This is a genomic window from Salinarimonas chemoclinalis (genome assembly GCF_041514305.1).
Classification (GTDB): domain Bacteria; phylum Pseudomonadota; class Alphaproteobacteria; order Rhizobiales; family Beijerinckiaceae; genus Salinarimonas; species Salinarimonas chemoclinalis.
Genome location: NZ_JBGMWH010000006.1, coordinates 22,679 through 45,923, shown reverse-complemented (window position 1 = coordinate 45,923; position 23,245 = coordinate 22,679). Strand labels below are relative to the sequence as shown.

General features: G+C 72.4%; 25 protein-coding genes and 1 pseudogene. 9 read left to right on the top strand and 17 right to left on the bottom strand.

The annotated features are described in order from the left end of the window. Positions 1-51: 51 nt before the first annotated feature. Positions 52-474 (top strand): VOC family protein, encoded by a 423-nt coding sequence (locus AB9M23_RS11955; protein ID WP_372424777.1) that lies wholly within the window; start codon positions 52-54, stop codon positions 472-474. A 93-nt stretch (positions 475-567) separates the two neighbouring features. After that, positions 568-1,059 (top strand): AAA family ATPase, encoded by a 492-nt coding sequence (locus AB9M23_RS11950; RefSeq protein ID WP_372424776.1) that lies wholly within the window; start codon positions 568-570, stop codon positions 1,057-1,059. A gap of 43 nt (positions 1,060-1,102) precedes the next feature. Here the strand turns inward: AB9M23_RS11950 and AB9M23_RS11945 are convergent, their stop codons facing one another. The 5 genes from AB9M23_RS11945 to AB9M23_RS11925 are packed head-to-tail and all read right to left on the bottom strand — an operon-like array spanning position 1,103 to position 5,806. After that, the gene (locus AB9M23_RS11945; protein WP_372424775.1) at positions 1,103-2,383 is read right to left on the bottom strand and encodes a TRAP transporter large permease; all 1,281 of its coding nucleotides are present in this window, start codon (positions 2,381-2,383) and stop codon (positions 1,103-1,105) included. A 4-nt stretch (positions 2,384-2,387) separates the two neighbouring features. Then, on the bottom strand, positions 2,388-2,882 hold the full coding sequence (locus tag AB9M23_RS11940; RefSeq protein ID WP_372424774.1) for a TRAP transporter small permease: 495 nt from the start codon (positions 2,880-2,882) through the stop codon (positions 2,388-2,390). A 40-nt stretch (positions 2,883-2,922) separates the two neighbouring features. Continuing rightward, positions 2,923-3,918 carry a C4-dicarboxylate TRAP transporter substrate-binding protein gene (locus tag AB9M23_RS11935; protein WP_372424772.1) on the bottom strand — a complete coding sequence of 332 codons (996 nt, stop codon included), beginning with the start codon at positions 3,916-3,918 and terminating at the stop codon, positions 2,923-2,925. Next, positions 3,915-5,066 (bottom strand): Ldh family oxidoreductase, encoded by a 1,152-nt coding sequence (locus AB9M23_RS11930; RefSeq protein WP_372424771.1) that lies wholly within the window; start codon positions 5,064-5,066, stop codon positions 3,915-3,917. The genes AB9M23_RS11935 and AB9M23_RS11930 overlap by 4 nt, the downstream gene beginning before the upstream one ends. Continuing rightward, positions 5,063-5,806: an SDR family oxidoreductase gene (locus tag AB9M23_RS11925; protein ID WP_372424770.1), complete on the bottom strand. Its 744-nt coding sequence runs from the start codon at positions 5,804-5,806 to the stop codon at positions 5,063-5,065. Before AB9M23_RS11925 ends, AB9M23_RS11930 begins: the two co-directional genes overlap by 4 nt. Before the next feature lie 325 nt (positions 5,807-6,131). Here AB9M23_RS11925 and AB9M23_RS11920 point away from each other — a divergent pair, with 325 nt between their 5' ends. Then, positions 6,132-7,184, top strand: a complete 1,053-nt coding sequence (locus tag AB9M23_RS11920) for a GntR family transcriptional regulator (protein WP_372424769.1) — start codon at positions 6,132-6,134, stop codon at positions 7,182-7,184. Here AB9M23_RS11920 and AB9M23_RS11915 read toward each other — a convergent pair whose 3' ends face one another. From AB9M23_RS11915 to AB9M23_RS11885, 7 genes are read right to left on the bottom strand one after another with little or no spacing between them, the layout of a single operon-like run. After that, positions 7,185-8,180 (bottom strand): CapA family protein, encoded by a 996-nt coding sequence (locus AB9M23_RS11915; protein WP_372424768.1) that lies wholly within the window; start codon positions 8,178-8,180, stop codon positions 7,185-7,187. A 24-nt stretch (positions 8,181-8,204) separates the two neighbouring features. Then, complete coding sequence (locus AB9M23_RS11910) at positions 8,205-10,094, bottom strand: CocE/NonD family hydrolase (RefSeq protein WP_372424767.1); 1,890 nt, start codon at positions 10,092-10,094, stop codon at positions 8,205-8,207. Between the two features lie 4 nt (positions 10,095-10,098). Further along, on the bottom strand, positions 10,099-11,667 hold the full coding sequence (locus tag AB9M23_RS11905) for an ABC transporter substrate-binding protein (RefSeq protein ID WP_372424766.1): 1,569 nt from the start codon (positions 11,665-11,667) through the stop codon (positions 10,099-10,101). 11 nt (positions 11,668-11,678) lie between these two features. Then, positions 11,679-12,722 carry an ABC transporter ATP-binding protein gene (locus tag AB9M23_RS11900; protein WP_372424765.1) on the bottom strand — a complete coding sequence of 348 codons (1,044 nt, stop codon included), beginning with the start codon at positions 12,720-12,722 and terminating at the stop codon, positions 11,679-11,681. Beyond that, positions 12,719-13,696: an ABC transporter ATP-binding protein gene (locus tag AB9M23_RS11895; protein ID WP_372424764.1), complete on the bottom strand. Its 978-nt coding sequence runs from the start codon at positions 13,694-13,696 to the stop codon at positions 12,719-12,721. The genes AB9M23_RS11900 and AB9M23_RS11895 overlap by 4 nt, the downstream gene beginning before the upstream one ends. After that, positions 13,693-14,616, bottom strand: coding sequence for an ABC transporter permease (locus AB9M23_RS11890; protein ID WP_372424762.1), 924 nt, complete (start codon positions 14,614-14,616; stop codon positions 13,693-13,695). The genes AB9M23_RS11895 and AB9M23_RS11890 overlap by 4 nt, the downstream gene beginning before the upstream one ends. Continuing rightward, positions 14,613-15,587, bottom strand: a complete 975-nt coding sequence (locus tag AB9M23_RS11885; protein WP_372424761.1) for an ABC transporter permease — start codon at positions 15,585-15,587, stop codon at positions 14,613-14,615. The genes AB9M23_RS11890 and AB9M23_RS11885 overlap by 4 nt, the downstream gene beginning before the upstream one ends. A gap of 145 nt (positions 15,588-15,732) precedes the next feature. Here AB9M23_RS11885 and AB9M23_RS11880 point away from each other — a divergent pair, with 145 nt between their 5' ends. From AB9M23_RS11880 to AB9M23_RS11865, 4 genes and pseudogenes are all read left to right on the top strand, one after another. After that, entirely contained in the window at positions 15,733-16,665 is a 933-nt protein-coding gene (locus AB9M23_RS11880; RefSeq protein WP_372424760.1) for a LysR substrate-binding domain-containing protein, read from the top strand. A gap of 121 nt (positions 16,666-16,786) precedes the next feature. Continuing rightward, the gene (locus AB9M23_RS11875) at positions 16,787-17,548 is read left to right on the top strand and encodes a metallophosphoesterase (protein WP_372424759.1); all 762 of its coding nucleotides are present in this window, start codon (positions 16,787-16,789) and stop codon (positions 17,546-17,548) included. Then, complete coding sequence (locus AB9M23_RS11870; RefSeq protein WP_372424758.1) at positions 17,545-18,357, top strand: 4'-phosphopantetheinyl transferase family protein; 813 nt, start codon at positions 17,545-17,547, stop codon at positions 18,355-18,357. The genes AB9M23_RS11875 and AB9M23_RS11870 overlap by 4 nt, the downstream gene beginning before the upstream one ends. Before the next feature lie 271 nt (positions 18,358-18,628). Next, a pseudogene (locus AB9M23_RS11865) lies at positions 18,629-18,904 on the top strand (transposase); the annotation flags it as partial. 28 nt (positions 18,905-18,932) lie between these two features. Here the strand turns inward: AB9M23_RS11865 and AB9M23_RS11860 are convergent. After that, positions 18,933-19,535, bottom strand: coding sequence for a TetR/AcrR family transcriptional regulator (locus tag AB9M23_RS11860; RefSeq protein WP_372424757.1), 603 nt, complete (start codon positions 19,533-19,535; stop codon positions 18,933-18,935). Positions 19,536-19,601: 66 nt separating this feature from the next. Here AB9M23_RS11860 and AB9M23_RS11855 point away from each other — a divergent pair, with 66 nt between their 5' ends. Beyond that, positions 19,602-20,027 (top strand): VOC family protein, encoded by a 426-nt coding sequence (locus AB9M23_RS11855; protein WP_372424756.1) that lies wholly within the window; start codon positions 19,602-19,604, stop codon positions 20,025-20,027. A 5-nt stretch (positions 20,028-20,032) separates the two neighbouring features. On the opposite strand, the gene AB9M23_RS11850 is transcribed toward AB9M23_RS11855, so the two are convergent. Continuing rightward, complete coding sequence (locus tag AB9M23_RS11850; RefSeq protein ID WP_372424755.1) at positions 20,033-20,941, bottom strand: helix-turn-helix domain-containing protein; 909 nt, start codon at positions 20,939-20,941, stop codon at positions 20,033-20,035. 502 nt (positions 20,942-21,443) lie between these two features. Here AB9M23_RS11850 and AB9M23_RS11845 point away from each other — a divergent pair. Beyond that, positions 21,444-21,836: a VOC family protein gene (locus AB9M23_RS11845; protein WP_372424754.1), complete on the top strand. Its 393-nt coding sequence runs from the start codon at positions 21,444-21,446 to the stop codon at positions 21,834-21,836. 169 nt (positions 21,837-22,005) lie between these two features. On the opposite strand, the gene arr is transcribed toward AB9M23_RS11845, so the two are convergent. From arr to AB9M23_RS11830, 3 genes are all read right to left on the bottom strand, one after another. Continuing rightward, complete coding sequence (arr, locus tag AB9M23_RS11840; protein WP_372424753.1) at positions 22,006-22,422, bottom strand: NAD(+)--rifampin ADP-ribosyltransferase; 417 nt, start codon at positions 22,420-22,422, stop codon at positions 22,006-22,008. Positions 22,423-22,583: 161 nt separating this feature from the next. Beyond that, positions 22,584-22,958, bottom strand: coding sequence for a glutathione S-transferase family protein (locus tag AB9M23_RS11835; protein ID WP_372424752.1), 375 nt, complete (start codon positions 22,956-22,958; stop codon positions 22,584-22,586). 1 nt (position 22,959) lies between these two features. Beyond that, the gene (locus AB9M23_RS11830; protein WP_372424751.1) at positions 22,960-23,229 is read right to left on the bottom strand and encodes a hypothetical protein; all 270 of its coding nucleotides are present in this window, start codon (positions 23,227-23,229) and stop codon (positions 22,960-22,962) included. Positions 23,230-23,245 lie beyond the last annotated feature (16 nt).

Sequence of the window (23,245 nt, the reverse complement as noted above, 5' to 3'; positions counted from 1 at the left end):
CCCCGAGGCGGGCCGAGCCGCACCCGACGCTCCACCGGAAGGACCCTGACCATGGAACCGACGATCTACCTCTTCTTCGACGGCGACTGCCTGCCCGCCATGCGCCGCTACGCGGACGTGCTCGGCGGCCGCATCGAGGGCGTGTTCCGAAACGCCGACGCACCCGATCCGCAGAGCCGCATGCCCGGCGGGGACGACCTCGTCATGAACATGAGCCTGCGGCTCGGATCCGCGACGATCATGGCCTCGGACGCGCCCGCAGACTGGTACCGGACGCCGCAGGGCTTCCGGGTGCACATCGAAACGACGTCGCGGGCCGAGTTCGACCGCGTCTTCGACGCTCTGGGCGCCGATGCGCGGGAGGTCGCGATGCCGCCCGGCGAGACCTTCTGGGCCGAGCGCTTCGCGATGTTCACCGACAGTTACGGCACGCCCTGGATGCTGAGCTTCACGGGCGAGAAGGCGGCCGGTTGAGGCGGGCTGACCGCCCGAGCGATTCCTTCGAATCGCCGCATCGGCCGGCGAAGCTCCGCTGAACGTTCCGGCTCGACGGAGGTCACCGTCGCAATGGGAAGATCCATCCTGATCACCGGCATGTCCGGGACCGGCAAGTCCGCTGTCGTCGCTGCGCTGGTGGCGCGGGGCCGGTCGGCGATCGATCTGGACGCCGACGGCTGGTCGGAGTGGGTGCCCTGCGAGGGCGATCCGACCGGCGCGAGAGCCGGCTACGATTGGCTCTGGAACGAGGCGAAGCTCGCCGGTCTGCTCGCGGCGGAGCGCGATGCACCGCTCTTCGTCGCCGGTTGCGCGTCGAATATGGGCGCGTTCGTTCGATTGTTCGACCGCGTCGTCCTGCTGACGGCGCCGCTGCCTCTCCTCCTGGATCGCGTGCGGGCGCGATCGGGCGGTCTCTACGGAAAGACCGCGCACGAGCGCCAGCGTATCGCCGAGAATGCGCGCGCATTCGAACCACGCCTGCGGGCGATCGCGTCGGACGTGATCGAGGTCGATCTACCTCTCGACGAGGTCGTCGCCCGGATCGAGACGATCGCCGCGTGACGGCACCGCTTCGACCGCTCGACCCCGGCCGCGCCGCGCGCGATCACCCGAACAGCAGGTTCGGCAGGAACAGCACCAGCCCCGGCAGGAACACGAGCGCGAGGGCGACCGCCGCGACGGCCGCGAGCAGGCCGATCGATTCGCGCGTGTACTCCCCGATCGGGGTCTTCAGGATCGTGCATACGGCGTACATCGCCGCGCCCACCGGCGGGGTGAAGTTGCCGATCGTCGCCGCGACGATGAAGACGATGCCGAAATGCACGGGGTCCCCGCCCAGCGCGCGGATCGTCGGCAGCAGGATCGGCGTGAGGATGATGATCAGCACCGTCGCGTCGACGAAGAACCCGATGGCGATGACGCACAGCACGATGAGGATCATCGCGACCTCGAGGTTCCCCGCGACGCCGGTCACCGCCGAGGAGACGGCGGCGGGGATCTGCTCGAGCACGATGCCGTAGGAGAAGATCGCCGAGAGCGCGATCAGCAGCATGACCGCGCCGACGTCCGACAGGCTCGTCTCCAGCGCCTCGACGAAGCCGCGAAAGCGCAATTCGCGATAGATCGCGACCCCGACGACGATGGCGTAGAGCACCGCGAAGGCGCCGATCTCGGAGGGCGTGAACACGCCCATTCTGAGGCCGAGCAGCAGGAAGACCGGGAAGAGCAGCGCCCAGATGCCCGCCTTCAGCGCGGTCCCCGCCTCCCGAAGGGTCGGGCGGGTGGTGCGCTCGGGCGGGTAGCCGCGCGCCGTCGCCGTCGCCCAGACGGCGAGGCCGAGCGCGATCCACAGCAGGATCGCCGGCACGATCCCCGCCGCGAACAGCCGGCCGATCGAGACGTTGCCGATCGTGCCGTAGAGGATCATGCCGATTCCCGGCGGCACGATCGGGGTGAGGATCGCGCTGAAGGAGAGCACGCCGGCCGCGAAGCCGCGGCTCATGCCGCGCTTCGTCATCTCCGGGCCGAGCATGCGCGCCTGCATCGCCGCGTCCGCGATGGCCGATCCCGAGACGCCGCCCATCAGGGCCGACAGCGTCACCGAGATCTGCGCGAGCCCGCCGCGCATGCGCCCCGTCAGCACCGAGGCGAGGTCGACGAGCCGGCGCGTCAGCCCCGACCGGTTGAGGAAGTTGCCGGCCAGGATGAACAGCGGCACCGCGAGGAGCGCGAAGTTCTGCGTCTGCGACACCGTCACCTGGACGGGGATGGTGAAGGGCAGATCGGGGTTCTGGACGAAGAAGAGCGCCCCCGAGATGCCGATCGCGAAGGCGACCGGCATGCCCATGACGAGCAGCACGAGGAAGGCGACGACGACGAGGAGCATCGCCTCACCCCTCCCCCGCCGGCACGGGGGCGTGCGGCCCCGCACGCAGATGGCGTGCGAGCTTCACGAGCGTCGTCGCGAGCAGCAGCAGGCCGCCGACGACGAGGCTCATCGTCACCCAGGAATAGCTCACGCCGGGGATCCCCTGAAACGAGCGCGCCCGGCTCACCCAGGAGAGCCAGGCGCCGGCATAGACGACGTAGCCGAGGAAGACGGCGATGATGGCATAGTTGATCGTCTGGAGGAGATGGCGCCCGCGCGGCGGCAGGCGCGGCCCGAGGAGATCCACCGCCATCAGCTTGCCGTTGCGCCAGGCGATGTCCGCGCACAGGAACGCCGCCCAGGCGAAGAAGCAGGTGGCGAGGTCGATGGTCCAGTTCAGCGGGTTGCGCATCATCCGCGCCACCCCGCCCGTGAAGATCAGCCCCACCATGCCCATCAGGAGGAGGCCGGCGAGGATCGCCTCGGCCTTCGCGAGTGCCGGCCCTATCCGTTTCATGACGCCTCCGCCGGCCCCCTCCCAAAGCGGGCGAGTCTCGTCACCCGCCGATCTCGGCCTGGAGCGCGGCTTTCTCCTCCGACAGCCCCAGCGCTTCGTACGCCGCTTCGCCCGCCGCGCGGAAGGCGTCCATGTCGACGTCGTCGACGATCGTCATGCCCGCATCGACCAGCCGCTGCTTGGCGGCCTCGGCGGCGTCGGCGATCTCCGCCGAGGTCGCCTGCCCGGCGGCGCGGCATTCCTCGTTCAAGGCCGCCTGGTACTCGGCGGGGAGCCCGTCGAACCATTGCGCGGAGACGATCTGGAAGTTGACGAGGAGGATGTGCCTCGTCTCGTTGGCGACGTCGAGCACCTCGTTCAGGTTGCCCGCGACGATGTTCGAGTAGGTCAGCTCGGCGCCGTCGATGGCGCGCTGCTGGAGGCCGGGATAGACGTCGCCGAAGGCCATGGCGGTCGGCTGCGCGCCCAGCGCGCGGATCGATTCCTGCCAGATCGGCGCCGGGGGCGTGCGGATGCGCAGGCCCTCGAGGTCGGCGGGCGTACGGATCTCCTCGTTCGTGAAGAAGTTGCGGAAGCCCTGCACCCAGTCGAAGCAGACGACCTCGATGCCGTGCTGGTCGGAGAGTTCGTCGAGCCAGCCCTGCATGGTGGGCGCGTCGGCGAGGGAGAAGGCCTCCTCGGCGGAGGAGACGAAGTAGGGGCCGTTCACGACGGCGATGCCGGGCACCCAGGTGCCGAGCCGGGCCGCGTCGGTGTTCTGGCCGATGTTCGCGCCCTGGCGGATCTGCTCGATGATGTCCTCCTCGACGCCGAGCTGGGCGGAGTGGAAGACCTGGATCTGGAGCCCGCCGTTCGTGCGCTCGGCGACGCGCTCGGCCCAGGCGGTGAAGCCGCGGTGGAAGGGCTCGTTGGGGCCGAGCACGTGGTTGAAGCGCAGGGTGTGCTCCTGCGCCTGTGCGGCGCCGGCGCCGAGCGCGAGCGCGATCGCGGCGCCGCAGGCGGCGGCGAGCGGCCGGATGGTGGTCTTCGTCGTCATCGTGGTTCCTCCCTCTGGTGCGAAACGGCTCGTGCGTTGGAGCCGGTGTCGCCCTCCTCCGGCGCGATGGCCGGGAAGGGTACGTCCCAGGCCTCCGCCAGCCGGCGGAAGGCCTCGAGCGAATGGGGGTCGACGGGGATGCCGGTGCGGGCGCGCGCCTCGGCCTGCGCCCACTCCCGGTCGCCGGGCGCGAGCACGCGCGCGCCGTGGGCGGGCAGCGAGCCGCGCAGCGCGGCGAGGTAGCGGCGCATGCCCGCCTCGAACTCGGCCCGGCCGACGAAGGCGTCCGGGTCGATCGCGAGCACGAACGCGCCGAGCCCGCGGTGGGTCTCGAAATCGGGCCCCGTCATCGGCAGGAGCTCCGCGCTCGTGCCCATGCCGGTCAGGAGCGCGGAGAGGATTTCCACGAGGCCGGCGAGGCCCGCGCCCTTGTAGCCGAACGCGCCGCCGAGCGGCGCCAGCATCGCGGCGAGGTTCGGGTCGCGCGTGTCGCCGCCGTCCTCGGTGGAGGCGACGCCGTCGGGCAGCGGTCGCTCCAGGCTGCGGTGGAGCACGATGCGGTTGTAGGGGATGGCGCTCGTCGCCATGTCGAGCAGCCACGGCCGCCCCTCGCCGCAGGGCGCGGCGGCCGCGATCGGGTTCGTGCCGTGGAAGCGCTCCGCGCCTCCGTGCAGGCGCACGAAGCTGTCGGAATTGCACACGGCGACGCCGACGAGCCCCTCCTCCGCGGCCGCGAGCGCGTAGGCGCCCGCGGCGCCGAAGTGGGAGGAGTTGCGGATCGCGACCGCGCCGATCCCGAACCGCCGCGCCGCGGCGCCCGCGCGCGCCATCGCCGCGTAGGTCGCGCGCGCGCCGTGGGCGTGATCCGCGTCGAGCATCGCCACCGGCCGGTCGGAACGGTCGAAGGCGAGGGTCGGCGTGCCGTTCACGCGCCCGCCGACGAGCGCGCGGACGTAGTGGTCGAGCAGGCGCACGCCGTGGCTGTCGATGCCGTGGCGCGAGGCGTGCAGCATGGCGCGCGTCGCCGCGTCCGCGCTCTCGAGGTCGGCGCCTGCGCCGGCGAGAACCGCGCGGCAGAAGGCGGCGAGCCCGGCCTCTGCGATGCGCGCCACGTAGGCGGCCTCGGGCGCGTCGTCGGCGGCGCTCACAGCGTCTGCCCACCGTCGACGACCATCACCGTGCCGGTGACGAAGGCCGCGTCGTCGCTCGCCAGGTAGAGCGCGGCCGCCGCCATCTCCTCCACGGTGCCGAGCCGCCCCATCGGCTGGCGGGCGACGAAGCGCCGCCGCGCCCCCTCGGGATCGTCGTGGGCCGCGATGCGCGCCTCGAGCGAGGGCGAGGACGTGGTGCCGGGGCACAGCGCGTTGGCGCGCACGCCCTCGCGGATGTGGTCGCGCGCGACCGCCTTGGTGAGCCCGATCAGCGCCGCCTTGCTCGCACCGTAGGCCGCGCGCTCGGCGACTCCGGTGACGGTGGAGGCGACCGACGCGACGTTGACGATCGAACCGCCGCCATGGGCGATCATCGCCGGCAGCGTCGCCTTGAGAACGAGGAAGGCGGAGGTGACGTTCTGGTCGAAGCTCGCGCGCCAGTCCGCGAGCGAGCAGGCGAGCAGCGTGCCCTGGTGCACCCACCCCGCCGCGTTGACCACGACGTCGAACGCGCGCTCCGCGCCCAGCGCGTCCGTGACGGCCTGCGGATCGGTGACGTCGAGCGCCACGGGCGCGATCGCCGCATGGATGCGCGGCATGTCCTCCATCTTGGCGCGCGTGCGGCTCGCCGCGACGACCGTCGCACCCTCCGCCGCGAAGGCGAGCGCGATCGCCCGGCCGATCCCCGCCCCGGCGCCGGTCACCAGCGCGCGCTTGCCCGCGAGCCGTCCACCCATCGCACTTCCTCCCTCGCGCCGGCTCTTCGCGCCGGCGTCGTTCTCCTGACGCGTACCGTAGCGTCGGAAGCCCGTAATGTCTACTGTGTGCATTGTACGTTTTTCTGGGCACGCCGGACGTGCGACGCCGGGCGCGAGCCGGGGGCCGTGCGCCGATGCGTGTCCGGGCGCAGCGGCGAATTGCCCGCGCCCGTCGGCGCCGCTATCGTTCCCGGCGAGCGACGCCCGAGCGTTCGGCGACGGGGGACCCTGCGCGTCGATGGGAGCGGTCCGGCGTCGGGGATCCGAGCGGCGAGCCGCGCCCCGCGGCAATGGGATTGGACTCGTGGCGGCCACGGACGGGACGAGCGATACGTTCGCGCTGGACGAGACGCCCTCCGCGAGGGAGCCGTCGGTCACGGGCGCGGTGCCGCGCCTCTACGAGCGGGTCTACGCCATTCTCGCCGCCGAGATCGCGCAGGGGCGCCTCGCGGCGGGCGAGCGGATCGGGGAGACGCAGGTGGCCGGCCGCTTCGGCGTGAGCCGCCCGCCGGCCCGCCAGGCGCTCGCGCGCCTCGCCGAGGCGGGGCTCGTGCGCAAGACCGACGGGCGCGGCTACGTCGTCGAGGCCGCCGCCGGCGCGAGTGCCCCCGGCGCGCCCGCGGCCGTCGCCGTCCCCGAGCGCCTGCGCGCGGTGGCGACCTGGGAGCGCATCTACGACGAGGTCGAGAGCGAGATCGTGGCGCGCACGCTGCTGGCCGACTGGCGCATCGTCGAGAGCGAGCTCGCGCGCCACTACGGCGTCAGCCGCACCGTGGCGCGCGACGTGGTCGGGCGGCTGCAGCAGGCGGGGGTCGTCAAGAAGGGCGAAGGCGCGCGCTGGGTCGCGCCGGCGCTGACGCCGACGCACGTCGGGGAACTGTACGAGGTGCGCGCGATCCTCGAGCCGGAGGCGCTGGAGAAGGCCGCCGTCCGCGCGCCGGCTGCGCTGCTCGCGCGCATGGAGGCGCGGCTCCGGGCCGGGCTCGCCGCGCCCGAGCGCCTCGGCAGCGCCGAACTCGACGCGCTCGAGGACGAGATGCACGTCCAGTTCCTCGGCCATTGCGGCAACGAGGCCCTGCTCCAGGCGATCCGCCTGCACCAGTCGCTGCTGATCGCCCACCGCTTCCTCTACCCGCGCACGCTGGCGATGTTCGAGGTCGAGCCGTTCCTGCCGGAGCACCTCGCGGTCGTGCGCCTGCTCCGCGCCGGGCGAATCGCGGAGGCGCGCGCGGAGCTGCGCGGCCATCTGATGGTCTCGCGCGAGCGGGCGATGGCGCGCATCGCCCGCATCCGCCGGAGCTTCGACCCGCCGGACCTGCCATATCTCGAGCGGCTCGCCCCGGCGACCGACGCCTGATCAGCGCGCGACGGCGACTGGCGCGAGCCGGCTCCCGGCGCCGTCCACCACCAACGCCGCGCCGGCGAAGACGTCGAGCCCCTCGCGGGCGTAGCGCTCCGCGCGCGCCGTGTGGAAGGCCAGGTTGCCCAGCCCCAGCGCCGCCACGCCGCCGGCGGCGCCGTCCACGAGGCCGTAGGCGACCGGCGGCCCGTGGGCGGCGACGAGGTCCGCGCCGAGCCCGAGGATGCGGGTGCAGACGTCCTCCAGCCAGCCGGGCGGGAGGGTCCAATCCGGCGCCCAATGGTGATGGTGCAGCGAGACGAGGACGCGATCCGCCTCCCGCCGCGCGCCCTCGATCGCCGCGGCCAGACGGTCGAGATCGGCCGGCTCGACGGTGTGCTCCTCTCGGGGGCCGTCGCCTTCGGCGAGGGCGAGGCCGTAGAAGCTCGGCCCCTGGGGCGCGGCGTCGTAGCCGATCGCGACGCGACGCGCGGCACGCTGCGCCTCGCCGGTGGCGCGGGCGATCGCGATCAGGCGCGCGAGGTCCGGGCCGGGCAGCACGAGGCGGCGGCGCACCCGCAACGGGTTGACCCCCGGCCCCTCCCCCGCGATCGCCCAGTCCGGCGTCGGCCCGCAATCGGCGGCGACGAGCGCGACGCCCGCCCGGATCGCCGGCCGCGCGGCCTCCGCCGCGTCCCGGCCGGCGCCCGCGACCGCGAAGCCCGCCGCCCGCGCGGCGTCGCGGGTCGCGAGGATGCCGGGGTGGCCGTAGTCCCAGACGTGGTTGTTGGCGATCGAGAGGTGCGTCACGCCGAGGTCCGCGAGCGCCGCGAGCGCCTCCGCCGGCGCCGGATGGACCGTCTTCGTCTTCATGCGGGTCGCGCCGGGCGGCGCCACGCAGCCCTCGAGGTTGCAGAACACGACCTCGGCGCCGGCCGCCAGCGCGCGCGTCTCCTCCGGCCAGGCGAGCGGCCGGCGGATCAGCGCCTGCCCGAAGGCGACGAGGCGGCTCACGGCGAGACTCTCACGGCGAGACTCTCACGGCACGACGCTCAGGACGAGCCGTGGCGGGCTGCCCGCGCCGCCGAGATGGAACGTCGTCGTCGCGACCCGCCGCCCGAGCGCGCGCCCCTCGGGCTCGCCGGTCTGCGGGTTGACGTCGAAGCGCGGGAAGTTCGACCCGGCGATGTCGAGGCGGATGCGATGCCCCGTGCGGAACAGGTTCGCCACCGGCGGCGCCGTCACCACGATGTCGGCGACCTCGCCGGGCGCCAGGAGGGCGGGCTCCTCGAAGGAGCGGCGGTAGCGCAGGCGCAGGATGCCGTCCGTGAGGTTCATGGCGAAGCCCCGCGGGTAGTCCGCGCTGGGCGGCGCCCAGTCGACGAGCTTCACGGTGACGTCGATGTCCGGCGCATCCGTCGAGACCCGCAGGTGGACGCGCACCGGCCCGGCGATCTCGACGTCGCGCGCCAGCGGCGCGGTGGCGAGGACGACGACGTCGCGCCGCGCCGCGAGCGGCAGGAAGGGGGCGCGCGCGCCGAAGGTCTCCGGCCCGGGCACCTGGTCGTAGGCCCCGCCCTCCATCACCGGCGTGCCGGACGTGATCGCCCCGCCCATGGAGGGGACGGGGTCGGCCGGGTCGGTCTGGATCGTGATGGCACCCTCGGCCGCGGGATCGGCGGCGAGGAGCCCACGGGCGTCGAGGAAGAACGGCGTCTCGACGGCCTCGGGCGGGGGGAAGGACGCCGCCTCCCGCCAGGCGCCGCCGTGCGCGCGCCGACCGTCCGCGTCGCGCCGCCCGCTGCCGCCGCCCATGCAGAACCAGCGCGCGGCGGGCGGGGACGCGGCGCCGGGCGAGGCCTCGCCGCGGGCGGGCCGAGGCCCCATCCAGCGATCGAACCAGGCGCGGCGCAGGCTCGCGTAGTCCGCCGCGATCGCCGCGTCGAGGGTCGCGCCCTCGCCGAAGGCGACGTCGCCCGCGTGCGCCTGGCTGCGCCGCCCGTGCAGCCACGGCCCCATCACCATCTCGACCCGCCCGCCGGCGGCGGCGATGCCGCGGAAATGCTCGCAGATCGTCTCGGCATAGGGGTCGTACCAGCCGCAGATGAGGAACGTCGGCACCCGCGCGAGGGCGTCGTAGTGGTCTGCGGCGTGCAGCTCGGGCCGGCGCCAGAAGGCGTCGAAGGCGCCGCGCTCCCATTGGTCGAAGAGATAATCCTCGTATTCCGGCACGTGCCGCAGCGGCGAGTGGCCGCGTTTCCAGGGCATCGATCGGAACCAGGCCTCGATGTCCTCGGCGTCGAGCGCAGCGGCGACGACGGGGTCCGCCGTCGCCGCCGGCGAGAGGCGCGCGTGCTTGAAGGCCCAGGTCGCCTGCTTGAGCTCGAAGGCGCCCCCTTTCCGCACGCCGCCCTGGTAGGCGTTCCAGAAGCCGCCCGAATCGAGGAACATCGCCGCGAGACCCGGCGGGCGCAGCGCCGCGAGCGCGGTCTGGACGTGGGACGAGTAGGAGAGCCCGAACGTGCCGATCCGCCCGTCGCACCAGGGCTGCGCCCCGATCCAGGCGAGCGTGTCGAACCCGTCCTCGCCCTCGCCGAGATACTTGGCGAACACGCCCTGCGAGCCGTAGCGCCCGCGGCAGTCCTGCATCACGACGGCATAGCCCGCCCGCGCCAGCTCGGCGGCGAGGACGCCGTTGGGGCGAGGGACGGGGTCGGCGACGCTGATCTCGGAGAGCCGCGCCTCCGCCTTGCCGTAGGGCGTGCGGTGGAGGAGCGTCGGATGCGGCCCGGGCAGCGGCACGCCGTCCCGGGCCGGCAGGGTCACGTCGGTCGCGAGACGCACGCCGTCGCGCATGGGCACCATGACGTCCGCGAGGACGACGGCGTCGCCGGCTGCGCCGGGCGTCTCGGGCGTGCGTGCGTCCATGGCGTCACTCGGCCTCCCGCGCGCCCATGGCGAGGGTGCGCTCGTCGCGCCGCGGCTCGAAGACGATGCCGTCGCGTGCCGCCCAGGCGAGGGACTGGAAGTAGAGCGGCACGAGCCCCGACTCCCCGAAGGCGATCGCCGCCGCCGCCTGAAGCGCCGCCTCGCGCTCCTGCGGATCGAAGATCTGCTTCGCGTCCGTGATGGCCGCGTCGAACTCCGGGTTGGAATAGCGGAAGCGGTTGAGCGTGCCGCGGTCGTTCTCCTCGTCGAAGGTGTGCAGCACGCTCTCGAGGCCGCGCGAGGCCTCCCCGGTCGAGTTGCCGTAGGAGAACAGGAAGGCGCCGTACTGGTTGTCGCCCGCACCCTTCGCGAAGACGCTGTAGGGCAGCGTCTCGACGCCGTTCACGGTGAGCCCGCCCCGTGCCAGCAGCTGGCCCACGGCCTGCGCCACGTCGCCGTCCTGGCTGAAGCGGTCGTTCGAGCCGTGGATGGTGATGCCGAACCCGTCCGGGTAGCCGGCCTCGGCGAGGAGCGCGCGGACCGCTTCCGGGTCGGGCCGCGGCACCGCGATGTCCGGGTTGAAGCCGAAGACGCCCTCGGGAACGATCTGGCTCGCCGCGCCGCCCGAGCCGTAGAGCACCCGGTCGATCAGCGCCTCGCGGTCGATCATCATCGAGACGGCGTTGCGCACCCGCGCGTCCTGGAGCGGGTTCTCGGGAAGCGGGTTGCCGGCGACGTCCGTGAGGTGGGGCGCGTCGTCCGCCTGGTTGAGCGCGAGGTAGACGAGGCGCACGGTGGCCGTCTCGAACACGTCGATGCGCGCGTTGGCGCGCAGCGCCGGCAGGTCGGCGGGCGGGACGAGGTCGATCAGGTCCACCGCACCGGAGAGCAGCGCCGCGACGCGGGCCGCGTCGTTGTCGATGAAACGCATGGTGACGTTGGCGAAGTGGGGCTTCTCGCCCCAGTAGTCCTCGTTGCGGACGAGCTCGATGCGGTCGCCCGGCGCCCAGGACACGAAGCGGTACGGCCCCGTGCCGATGGCGGCCTCGCCGGAATTGAAGTCGGCGCTCTCCCGGCCCTCGGTGGCCGCCTTCGAGACGATGTACACGGTGCCGATCGTCTCCATGAAGAGCGGCGTCGGCGCCTTGGTGGTGAAGCGGATCGTGTGGTCGTCGACGATCTCCATGGCCGCGACGTCCGCCACCGACTGGGCGAAGGAGGCCGGCGAGTTCGGCACGTCGGGCGCGCGCTCGAGGGAATAGACCACGTCGGCGGCCGTGAAGGGCGTGCCGTCGTGGAAGGTGACGCCCTCGCGCAGCTTCACCTCCCAGGTGAGGTCGTCGAGCGCCTCCCAGCTCACGGCGAGACCGGGCGTCGCGCGCACGTTGGCGTCGGTCAGCAGCAGCCGGTCGAAGACGTGCAGGGCCGTCATCTGGTTGGGACCCGTGCGGGAGAATTGCGGATCGATCGACTGGGGCTCGTTGCCGCGCCCGATGGTGAGATCCTGCGCGAGCGCCGGCAGGCTCGCGGCCGCGAGCGCGGCCGCGAGGAAAAGGCTGGAAAAGGGCTTCATCCGTTCCTCCGTTATGCTCGATCGTCGAGGTGGCACGCGGCGGCGCGCCCGGGCGCGACGTCCTTCAGGGCGGGCGCCTCCTCCCGGCAGCGGGCGAAGGCGCGGGGGCAGCGCGTGTGGAAGGCGCAGCCCGGTGGCGGCGCCAGCGGCGAGGGGATCTCCCCCGTCAGCGGCGCGTAGACGCGCCGGCCCTGCCCCACCCGCGGCGCCTCGGCGAGGAGCGCGCTCGTGTAGGGATGGGCGGGCCGGGCGAAGATCTCGCGCGTCGGCCCGATCTCGACGATGCGGCCGAGATACATGATCGCCACGCGGTCGGTGAGGTGCTCGACGACGCCGAGATCGTGCGAGATGAACAGGTAGGTGAGCCCGCGCCGCTCACGCAGGTCCATGAACAGGTTGAGGATCTGCGCCTGGATCGAGACGTCGAGCGCCGCCACCGCCTCGTCGCAGACGAGGGCCGCCGGCGAGACCGCGAGCGCGCGGGCGATGCCGATGCGCTGGCGCTGCCCGCCGGAGAACTGGTGCGGAAAGCGGCGCACGTAGCTCGGGTCGAGCCCGACCTCGCGCATCAGCCCCGCCACGAGGTCGTCCCGCTCGCGGCGCGAGACGAGCCCGTGGGCGACGGGCGCCTCGCCGATCGCCGCCCCGATGCGCTTCCTCGGGTTCAGGGACGACATCGGATCCTGGAAGATCATCTGGACCTCGAGCCGCGCGCGATTCGCCCGCGCCGCGTCCCAGCCCGCCTCCTCGACGCCCTCGAACAGGAAGTCGCCGCCGGTCTTGGCGTGGACGCCCGCGAGGATGCGCCCGAGGGTGGACTTGCCGCAGCCCGATTCGCCGACGAGGCCCAGCGCCTCGCCCCGTGCCACGGCGAAGGAGACGCCGTCGACGGCCCGCAGCACGGGGGGCGGCTCGACGAGGCCCAGCGCGATCGCGACGCGCTCGACGATGTCGGGCCGGCGCACGAAGTGCTTGGTGACCCCGCGCACCTCGAGATGGGGCGGCGCGGCGGCCGCCTGCGGCGCTGGGACGGGAGCGGTCGCGAGCCCTCTCATGCCGCCTCCTCCCGCACGAGGGGCGCATGGCAGCGCGCGGTGCGCCCGGGCGCGATCGCGACGATCGGCGGCTCGCTCGCGCAGGCGGGCGCGGCGATCGGGCAGCGCGGCGCGAAGGGGCAGCCCGGCGGCAGGTCGAGCAGCGAGGGCGTCATGCCGGGGATCTGGCGCAGGCGCGCGCCCGCGAGCGCCCCGCCCGGCAGCGAATCGAGGAGCCCGCGTGTGTAGGGATGCGCCGGCGCTGCGACGACCCGCGCCGCCGGCCCCTCCTCCACGATGCGGCCGGCGTACATCACGCAGACCCGATCGGCGAGGCTCTCGACGACGGCGAGATCGTGGCTCACCCAGACGAGGGCCGCGCCGGTCTCGGCGACGAGGCGCTGCATCTCGTAGAGGATCTGGCCCTGGATCGTCACGTCGAGCGCCGTCGTCGGCTCGTCGGCCAGGATCAGCGCCGGGCTGTGGAGGAGCGCGATGGCGATCGCGACGCGCTGGCGCATGCCCCCGGAGAACTGGTGCGGATAGGCGCGGATGCGCTCGGCCGGCGCCGGGATGCCGACACGCGCCAGCGCCTCGATCGCGCGGACCCGCGCGGCCTTGGCCGAGACCCGCTCGTGCGCGCGGATCGCCTCGACCATCTGCGTCTCGATGCGCAGGACGGGCGTGAGCGTCATCAAGGGGTCCTGGAAGATCATGGCGATCTCCCGCCCCCGCAGGCGGCGCAGCCGCGCCGGGTCCGCGCCGACGAGCTCCTCGCCCCGAAACCGGATCGAGCCCGCGACGATGCGGCCGGGCGGATCGACGAGGCCGAGCACCGAGAAGCTCGCCACCGACTTGCCCGAGCCGCTCTCGCCGACGATGCCGACGATCTCGCCGGCCGCGACCCGTAGGTCGAGCCCGTCGACGGCGCGGACCACGCCCGCGCGGGTGTTGAAATGGGTCCTGAGCCCGGTGATCTCGAGGAGGGCGCTCATGTCGCCGACCGCGGGTTGAGCACGTCGCGCAGCCGGTCGCCGACGACGTTGATGGCGAAGATGAGCGCCAGCAGCAGGAGGCCGGGGAAGACGCTGATCCAGTAGAGCCCCGCGAGCATGACGTTGAAGCCGTTGGAGATCAGCAGGCCGAGCGAGGGCTCGGTGATCGGCAGGCCGAGCCCGAGGAAGGAGAGCGTCGCCTCCGCCGAGATGGCGCTCGCCACCTGCATCGTCGCGATGACGATGATCGGGGGCAGGCAGTTGGGCGCGAGATGGCCGAAGACGATGCGCGCGTGCGACAGTCCGAGGGAGCGCGCGGCCTCGACGTATTCCTTCGCCCGCTCGGAGAGCGCGGTGGCGCGCACGGCGCGGGCGAAGTAGGCCCATTGCACCAGGACGAGAGCGAAGACGACCTTGTCGATGCCCTGGCCGAGGATGGCGAGCACCAACAGCGCGACGAGGATCGTCGGGAAGCCGAGCATGAAGTCGACGAGGCGCATGATCGCGGCGTCGACCACGCCCCCGGCATAGGCGGCCACGAGGCCGAGCGAGACGCCGACGACGATGGCGAGCACCCCGGAGAACACGCCCACGAACAGGCTCGTGCGCAGCCCGTAGATCATCGCCGAGAGCATGTCGCGCCCCTGCCCGTCGGTGCCGAGGATGTAGAGCGTGCCCTCGGGCGTGACCGAGAGCGGCGGCAGGCGGGAATCGAGGAAGCTGATGGCGCGCAGGTCGTAGGGGTCCTGCGGCGCGATCCAGGGGCCGACGACGGCGAGGAGGAGGAAGAGCACGCACACGCCGAGCGCGACCACCGCCGAGCGCTTCTCGGCGAACTCCTCCCACACCGCCGCGAGCGGCGAAGGAGCGGGCTCGGGCGCGGCGCGAGCGCCGGCCTTCTCGGGGGAGAGCGCCGTCATGCCCGCCTCCCGAGCCGCACGCGCGGGTCGAGCAGCGAGTAGAGCACGTCGACGACGAGATTGATGACGATGAACAGGAAGGTGACGACGAGGAGGTAGGCCGCCACCACCGGCCGATCCAGGTTGTTGATCGAGTCGATGATGAGCTTGCCCATGCCCGGCCAGGCGAAGATCGATTCCGTGATCACCGCGAAGGCGATCACCGAGCCGAGCTCCATCCCGAGCACGGTGACGATCGGCGCCGCGATGGTCTTGCCGACATGGAGCCCGACGATGCGCCCGTCCCCGAGCCCCTTGGCGCGGGCGAACCTGACGAAGTCGAGCGGCATCGTCTCGCGCACCTGCGCACGGGTGAGCCGGATCATCAGCGCGACCTTGAACAGCGCGAGGTTCGTCGCCGGCAGGATCAGGTGACGGATCCCGTCCCAGGTGGCGAGGCTGGTCTCGACGCCGAGGATCGTGCCCGTCTCGCCGCGCCCGCTCGAGGGCAGCCAGCCGAGGAAGATCGAGAAGACCAGGATCAGCATCAGCCCCTGCCAGAAGTTCGGCAGGGAGAAGCCGAGGATCGAGCCCGTCACGATCGCGGAGTCGGCGCGCGAGCCGGGCCTGAGGCCGGCGTAGAGGCCGAGCGGCACGCCGACGACGAGTGCGATCAGCATCGCGCACAGGGCGAGCTCCAGCGTCGCCGGCATGCGCTGGACGATGAGCGAGATCGACGGGATGTTGTAGACGAAGGAGGTGCCGAGGTCGCCCTGGAGCGCGTTGGCGAGGAAGATGCCGTACTGCGCCCAGATCGGCCGATCGAGGCCGAGCGCGACGACGGCGGCCTGGCGCTCGGCCGCGGTGGCGTCGTCGGGCAGGAGGATGTCGGCGGGGTCGCCCACCGCGTAGAGACCGACGAAGACGACGAGCGAGACCGCGAGGAGCACGAGCCCCGCCTGCAGCGCCCGCCTGACGATGAACAGGACCATGGACCGGCTCGCTCCCCCATGCCAGGCGCCGCGCGCGTTCTGCGCATCGTTCGCGCGACGTTCTCGGCAAGAACCCTGCGTCAGGGTTCCCATTCGCGCAATCTTATTGTCTGATACCGATTCTCCATAAGTGGGACTTATGCCGATGACGCCTGCGATCCTGCGCCGCCTGGAAATCTTCTGCGCCGTGATCGAGGCCGGCGGGGCGACGCAGGCGGCGACGCGCCTGTCCCTGTCGCAGCCCGCCGTCAGCCAGCAGATCGCCCGGCTCGAGGAGGAACTCGGGCTCGCTCTCTTCGCGCGCGCCAACGGGCGCCTGTCGCCCACCGAGAGCGCGCTCGTCCTCTACGAGGAGGCGAGCCACGCCTTCGACGGGCTGGAGCGCGTGGTCAACCTCGCCCGCGACATCCGCGGGCTGGAGCGGGGGCTCCTGCGCATCGCCGCGCCGCATTCGATGGCCGCCGCGCTGCTGCCGCGGGCTCTGGAGCGGCTCGCGGCGGGGCGCGACCGCCTGCGCTTCGACGTCAGGCTCGGGCGCTACGAGACCATCGTGGGCATGGTGGCGGCCCGCGAGGTCGATCTCGGCATCGCCAAGGCGCCGCTCCTCGCGCCCGGCGTCGAGGCGGTGGAGATCGGCACGAGCGGGCTCGTCGCCGTGGCCGCCGCGTCCTCGCCGCTCGCGGCGCGCCCGGTCCTGCGGCTCGCCGATCTCGCGAGCGAGCCGCTGATCATGATCGGCCGCGGCAGGCCCTGGCGCGACGAGATCGACGTCGCCTTCCGCCGCCGGCGGCTGCCGGTCCGCGTCGCCGTCGAGACGCAATCGGTCGCCTCGGCGATCGGCTTCGCGGCGGCCGGCTTCGGCGTGGCGCTGACGCCGGACTGGTTCTCCGACGCGATGGCCCGCGAGGACGTCGTGATCCGCCCGGTCGACATCGACATCCTCCACCGCTTCCTCGTCGTCCACCCCGCGCGCGCCGGCTCGCGCGCGCTGGCGGAAGCCTTCGCCGAGGCGATCCGGGCCGTGCGCGCGCAGATGCCCGGCGGGCCAGCGGTGGAAACGGCGGCGCGCATCCGCTAGCTTCACCCATGATCGTCGCACGCGCACGCATCGCGGAGGCGTGCGCCGGGCGCCCGGGAGGCCCGATGCCGCCGAGTCGTTCCATCTCGAGTATCTCGAGGCCGTGTCCGGGCGCGGCCGCATGAGGGTGCTCGCCGTCTCCGACATCCACATCGACCACCCCGAGAACCTCGCCTGGCTGCGGGGCCTGTCGCGGGTCGACCACCGCGACGACGTGCTCCTCCTGGCGGGCGACGTCGCGAGCGCGCTCCCCCTCCTCGGGCACGGCCTCGAACTGCTCGCCTCACGGTTCCGCACCGTCCTGTTCGTCCCGGGCAATCACGATCTCTGGGTGGGTGTGGACGATGGCGACGGCGATTCCTTCGCCAAGTTCCGCGCGGTCGAGCGGGTCGCCGGGGAGAGCGGCGTCTCGACGCGGGCGTGGCGCGAGGGCGGCCTGCGCATCGTGCCGTTGCTCGGCTGGTACGACTTCAGCTTCGGCGAGCCGGATTCGCGGTTGCGCCTCTCCTGGATGGACTTCCGCGCCTGCCGCTGGCCGGAAGGCCTCGACGAGTGGGAGGTCACCTCCGCGTTCCTGCGGATGAACGGGCCGCTGCGGCCGGTAGCGGACGCGACGACGCTGACCTTCTCGCACTTCCTGCCGCGCATCGACCTGATCCCGGAGCGGATCCCCGCGACCTGGCGGTTCATCGACCCCGTGCTCGGCAGCCGGCGCATGGACGAGCAGGTCCGCGCGCTCGGCGGCAGCCTCCACGTCTACGGCCACAGTCACGTCAACCAGCACACGGAGCGCGACGGGGTGACCTACGTCAACAACGCCTTCGGCTATCCGCGGGAGCAGCGGATCGCGCGCAAGGACCTCCTGTGCGTGTACGAGACATGAGTGCCGCGCGGGCCGAGACGGGAGACGTGCCGGGGGGCCCGCCGCCCGACGGCGTCGATCTGTGGATCGCCCGGATCGACGACGTGAGCGCGACCCCCGGCCTCGTCGAGGCCTATGACGACCTGATGACGGAGGAGGAGCGCGCGCGCGGCGAACGCTTCCACTTCGAGGCCGACCGGCTGCGCCACGCCACCGCCCGCGCCCTCGTGCGCACCATCCTCTCCCGGCACGGCCCTCTGCCGCCGCGGGCCTGGCGCTTCGAGGCGGATCGCTTCGGCAAGCCGCGGCTCGCCGCGGACTGCGCGGCGGCCGTGCCGGGGCTCTCCTTCAACCTGTCGCATTCGGGCGATCTCGTCGTGCTCGCCACGTCCGTCGGGCGCGCCGTGGGCGTCGACGTCGAGCGCATCCGCGACCGGGCCGATCTCCCGGGCCTCGCCGCCTACGCCTTCGCGCCCGAAGAGGCGCGGAGCCTCGCGGAGCTCGCGCCCGCGGACCGCGCCTACCGCTTCTTCGAGCACTGGACGCTGAAGGAGGCCTACATCAAGGCGCGCGGGACGGGCCTGTCGCTGTCGCTCGCATCCTTCTGGTTCGACCTCGCCACCCCGGGCGCGATCCGCTTCTGCACCCGCGAGCCCGGCCAGGACGCCGCCTCCTGGAGCTTCCGGCGCACCGACCCGGACCCGGAGCATCCGCTCGCGCTGTGCATCGCCGACGCCGCTCTCCCCGAGATCCGCACCTGGTCGGCGACGCCGCTCGCCGGCACGCGGGCGATGACGCTCGCCGCAGCACGCACGAGCCCGGCGACGTGAGGGTCGCGCACTGGGGAACTCGGGGCGAACCGGGGGGACGTTGTTGGCGGTGGAGGGACTCGCTACTCCGATCGCCCGCAAGACTTTGCGGATCAACTCATCGCGGCGCACGAGGTCACCAGCATCGGGCACGACCGCGTCCACCTCGCGGCGATGGCGGACAAGGCCAGGGTGGAGAGGGCCCGCGGGGATCTCACGGTCGTTGCCGACCGCGGCTACTTCGACGGCGAGGAGGTGATGGCGTGCGAGGCCGCCGGCGTGGTGCCGATCGTGCCCGCTGAAAGCGCGCTGCACGCCCGCGAAGCAGCGGCGGGTCTCACGTTGGGAGCACGAGGCGGTGCTCGAGGCGATGCACGAGCGCGTCGAGAGCATGCCTGGTGCCATGACGCCGCGTCGATCGGCCGTCGAGCACCCATTCGCCACCCTCAAGCAGTGGACGGGGACGGCGCCGTTCCCAACGAGAGGCCCGAGGAACGTCGGCACCGAGACGAGCCTCTCGGTCCTCGCCCACGACTTGCAGCGGACGATGGGCATCATGGTCACATGATCGTCGTCTTCTCCGCCCGCCGAGCCGCTCATGTGTCGCCGCGCCCGGTCAACCCAGCGATCAACGCACGCACGACGGTGCGACACGCCGCGGGCTCCGCACCGGCGGCCATCGACTCCGCCGCGCGCTCGAAGGCGGCGGAGAGGATCGGCGCGAGGACCGCGACGGGGAGCGGCCGCAGGGCGCCGGCCTCGATCGCCGCCTCGAGACCCTCGCGCAGCGTGGCGTCGCCGCGCGTGTCTTCGATGCAACGACGCTCCGCCTCGCCGAGCACCGCGGGCGCTTCGACGAGGAGGAGACGGGTGCGGCCGGGCTCCGCCATGGCCGTGAGATACGCGTCGGCACCGGCGAGGAGACGGTCGAGGGCGGACTCGGCCCGGTCGTCGGCGGCCTCGATCGCCTGCGCGACCGCCTCCGCCTCCGCCTCCACCACCGCCCGGAACAGAGCGCGCTTGTCGGCGAAGTGGTGATAGAGCGCGCCGCGGGTCACTCCCGCCGCGGTGACGAGGGCTGGCGTGCTCGTCTCGGCATAGCCCTGCGCCACGAAGAGCGCACGGGCCGTCGCGACGAGCCTATCGCGCATGGCGCGGGTGCGCTCGGCGTTCGATCGGCGTCCGGATTTCACTTGCATGCAGTCTGCCTGTTTGTTAATTCAAAAACAGATGCAGGATGTATGTTTCTGCCGGAGATGGAAAGCATGAACATCACGAGCTGGTACCCCGTGCTCATGGTCGCCGACGTCGCCACGACGGCGCGGTTCTGGATCGAGCATTTCGATTTCGCCCCGGCCTTCGAGGCCGATTGGTACGTCCACCTGCAATCGACCGCGGACCCGAGCATCAACCTGGCGATCCTCCGAGGGGACCACGAGACCATACCCGAGAGCGGCCGCGGGCGCGCCGCGGGCGTGTTGCTCAACCTCGAGGTCGAGGACGTGGACGCCGTCCACGCGCGGCTGGCGGGCGCGGGTCTGCCGATTCTCCTGCCGTTGCGCGACGAGGCCTTCGGCCAGCGGCATTTCATCACGACCGATCCGAACGGCGTGCTGATCGACGTGATCACGCCGATCCCGCCGAGCGGAGACTTCGCAACGCAGTACCGACCCGACGCGGTGCCGCGTTGACGGCACTACGCCGAGGGCGGCGGGACCGCGGGGGCCCTCGTGGGCCTCGCCGTCGGGCGCGCGGCGGTGCCTGCGATCTCCGCAGGCGCGAGCCCCAGCAGACGTCGCGTCCAGCGCGACATGTGGCTCTGGTGCGAGAACCCGGTCGCAGCGGCGACTTCCGCCAGCGGCAGGCCGTCGCGGATCATCGCCGTGGCGCGCTCCACGCGACGGCGCATCAGCCATTGGTGAGCCGGCTCGCCAATGGCGTTTCGAAAGGCGGGCTTGAAGTGCGATTCGCTCAGAGCCGCGACCGCGGCGAGGCGCCTCAGGGTGAGCGCCTCGTCGAGCCGCGCGTCGACGTAGGAGACGAGCTGCGCCATCCGCGCCGGCGAAAGCGCCGCGACGGCGGCGCGGTAGCCGGGCGTCTCCTCGGCGCATGCGCAGACGAGACGCAGCGCGAGCGCTTCGCTCAGAGCGACGGCGAAGGGAGCCCCACCCGGGCGCCCGGCCTCGATCTCGCTCGCGAGTGCGAGCCCGCAATGCGCGAGCGCAGGGTCGCGCAGCTGGAAACGGGGTGCGATCCGCAGGCGCCGCGGCACGCGTCCGAGACGCCGCGCCGCCCGTGCGACGAAGGCCGCCGGCATCCGCACCGCGAGCGCGCGGGCGGAAACCTCGTCCTCCCAGTAGCCGGGCACCCCCGGCGGCAGGACGTCGATGTCCCCTTCCCGCTGCAGGACATCGCGAGCCTCGCCGTCGGCACGGCAGCTCGCCGGGATCGGATCGCCGACATGAACGCTCACGAGATAGGCCGCCGCCGGGGGCACGGCGACGAAGCCCGGCGTGAAGTCGTAGAGCTCGGCAGAGAGCCCCTCCGGCAGGGGCTCGCCCGGCGGGTTGATGCGGGTGACGACGGCGGGGCGCTGTTCGGGCATCGGCTCGTCTCCCTCCGCACGGTACGGGCGCGTCCGCCGCCGTCCTTTCATGCTCACGATCGTCCGTCGGTGCGCGATCCGACCGGCGATGCGCGATATCTCTACCGCCCGTTCAGAGCCGTGACGAGGCCACCGTGAGTTCCGGTCGAACAACACACCGTCGCCCGACCGCCTTCGCCCGAACTCTGCCAGCTCTCCCGCGCCTCGTGCTGGACGGGCCGTTCGCGGAGACGAAGGAGTTCGCGCTCGAGCCCACACCGCGTTCATCGGCCGTGACGACGTGCGAGAGGCGCCCCCGCCGGTCCGCGGCGACGCGGGCGGGCGAGTGAGCGCCGATGGACGCCACGCCGGGCGGCCATCGAGATCGGTCCGACGGCGGTCGGGCTCGTCCCGGCCGACGTGGCGGGCACGGCCGTGGCCGGGACGGGTCGTCACGTTGCCCATCGCACCGGCGGGGCCGCCCGCGATCGGCCGGTGCAACTCCCGTCGGAGGACGATCGCCATGCTCGACCACGTCTCGATCACCGTCGCCGACCTGCGGCGCGCCGAGGTCTTCTACGACGCCATCATGGCGGCGCTCTCCATCCCGAAGGTCGGGGTGTCCGACGACTGGATCGGCTACGGAGAGCGATGCGACGCGGCGCATCCCCAGCGCACCTATCTGTCGATCCGCCGCGGGCGCGCGCCGGACGCCTGTCCGGGCCGGCACTGGTGCTTCAAGGCTCCGATGCGGCAGGCGGTCGACGCCTTCTGGACGGCAGGGCTCGTCGCCGGGGGGACCGACGGGGGGGCGCCGGGGATTCGGGAGGCCTATCACCCGGCATACTACGCCGCCTATCTCGTCGACCCGGACGGCAATCGCGTCGAGGCAGTCTGCCATGTCGTGCCGAGCTAGGTCCCGTCCGTCGTGGAGATCCGTTCGCTGCGATCTGCGCGATTTTCGAGAGGACGACCGCGCAGCCTTCCCGGCCTTCACGACGAGAACGGGTGGGCGTAGAGGGTGAGCGGCATGGCCGGTCTCTCTGTCGCGCATGAACTTCCCGTGGCTTTCGGAAAGGCGCGCCTCAGTCGATGATGATGTCGTCTCCGCTCTCGGCCAATCGCTCGAGACCGTCCTTCATCGCAGCGATCGTCGCCGGCGAATGCCCCGTCCAGCCCACGAGCTCGGCGACGACGCGCAGAGGATGGCGCGATCGATAGGAGAGCGTCGGGTTGCCCGGAAACCTCTTGTCCGTGAGGTTGGGATCGTCCTCGATTTCCCCGGTCGGCTCGACGACGTAGATCCGTTCACGCCCGTCGCCCCGCGAGAGTTCGGCGCCCCAGATCGCCGCGTCGAGCGTGGCGGCGAAATAGGTCCAGGAGAGGGCCCCCGCGTCGGTGAAATTCGATCGGTGGCCGACGCGGATGTGATCGCCGGGGCGCAGGTCGGCCTTCGTGCCGTGGAAGTATTGTCGCGTGAACGGCGTGACGTCTGCCGACATGCCCTGGGTTCCTCCTCCCATCGTCGATGAGACCGGCGTCGCGCCGGCGCACGGCGAGGACGCCGGCGGATCGGCCTCGCCGACACGTGGTGGCCCGGTTCGTGAGAGCCCATGCAGTGCAGGGCTACACGATGCCGGCGCCAACGATCTTGACGTGCATCTCAGGTGAAGCAGTCTCTGCCGTTCATGTGCGCCTCGAGGGGCACCAGCATGCGGCGGCAGTTCCGATGCGCGAGCGCGACCTCCTCGGATCGCGGCCCGTGTTCCGCGTGCATCGCGGTGTGCGACGCTTCGCGCCAGAGCGGTTGCTCGATCTCGGTGACGAGGAAGAATATCCACTGGTACATCTCGGTCCGGGTCGCGGGATCGGCGGGGATGAAGCGCACGCTGCCGTAGCGCTCGGCGAAGTACAGCGAAATTGCCGCCGACTCGGCGATGCGCACGTCGCCGTCGACGAGCGCGGGGACCTTGCCGAACGGATTGACCGCGAGGAAGTCGGCGCCGAGGTGGGATCGCTGCGTCGAGGTCCGTTCCACGTCACGTCTCCGTCGCACCTTTGCCGTCGAAAATCCTGTCGCGGAACACCGCGATGCACTCGACGCGCGTGTCCGATCGCTCGACGTTGCGTTTCGCGTACGAATAACACGGCTGGCCCCACTTCACCGCCTCCACGAGACCTGCCGACAGGCAGATGTCACGCAGTGTCGCCAGACCTCGCGCCCAGCTTTTGGTTGAGCAATCCTTCGTATCGAATCGGTCGCACCGCCCGCAACCCTTGGAAAAGTAGTCTTCGATGTCGGCGATCATGCGCGCTCTTCCGACA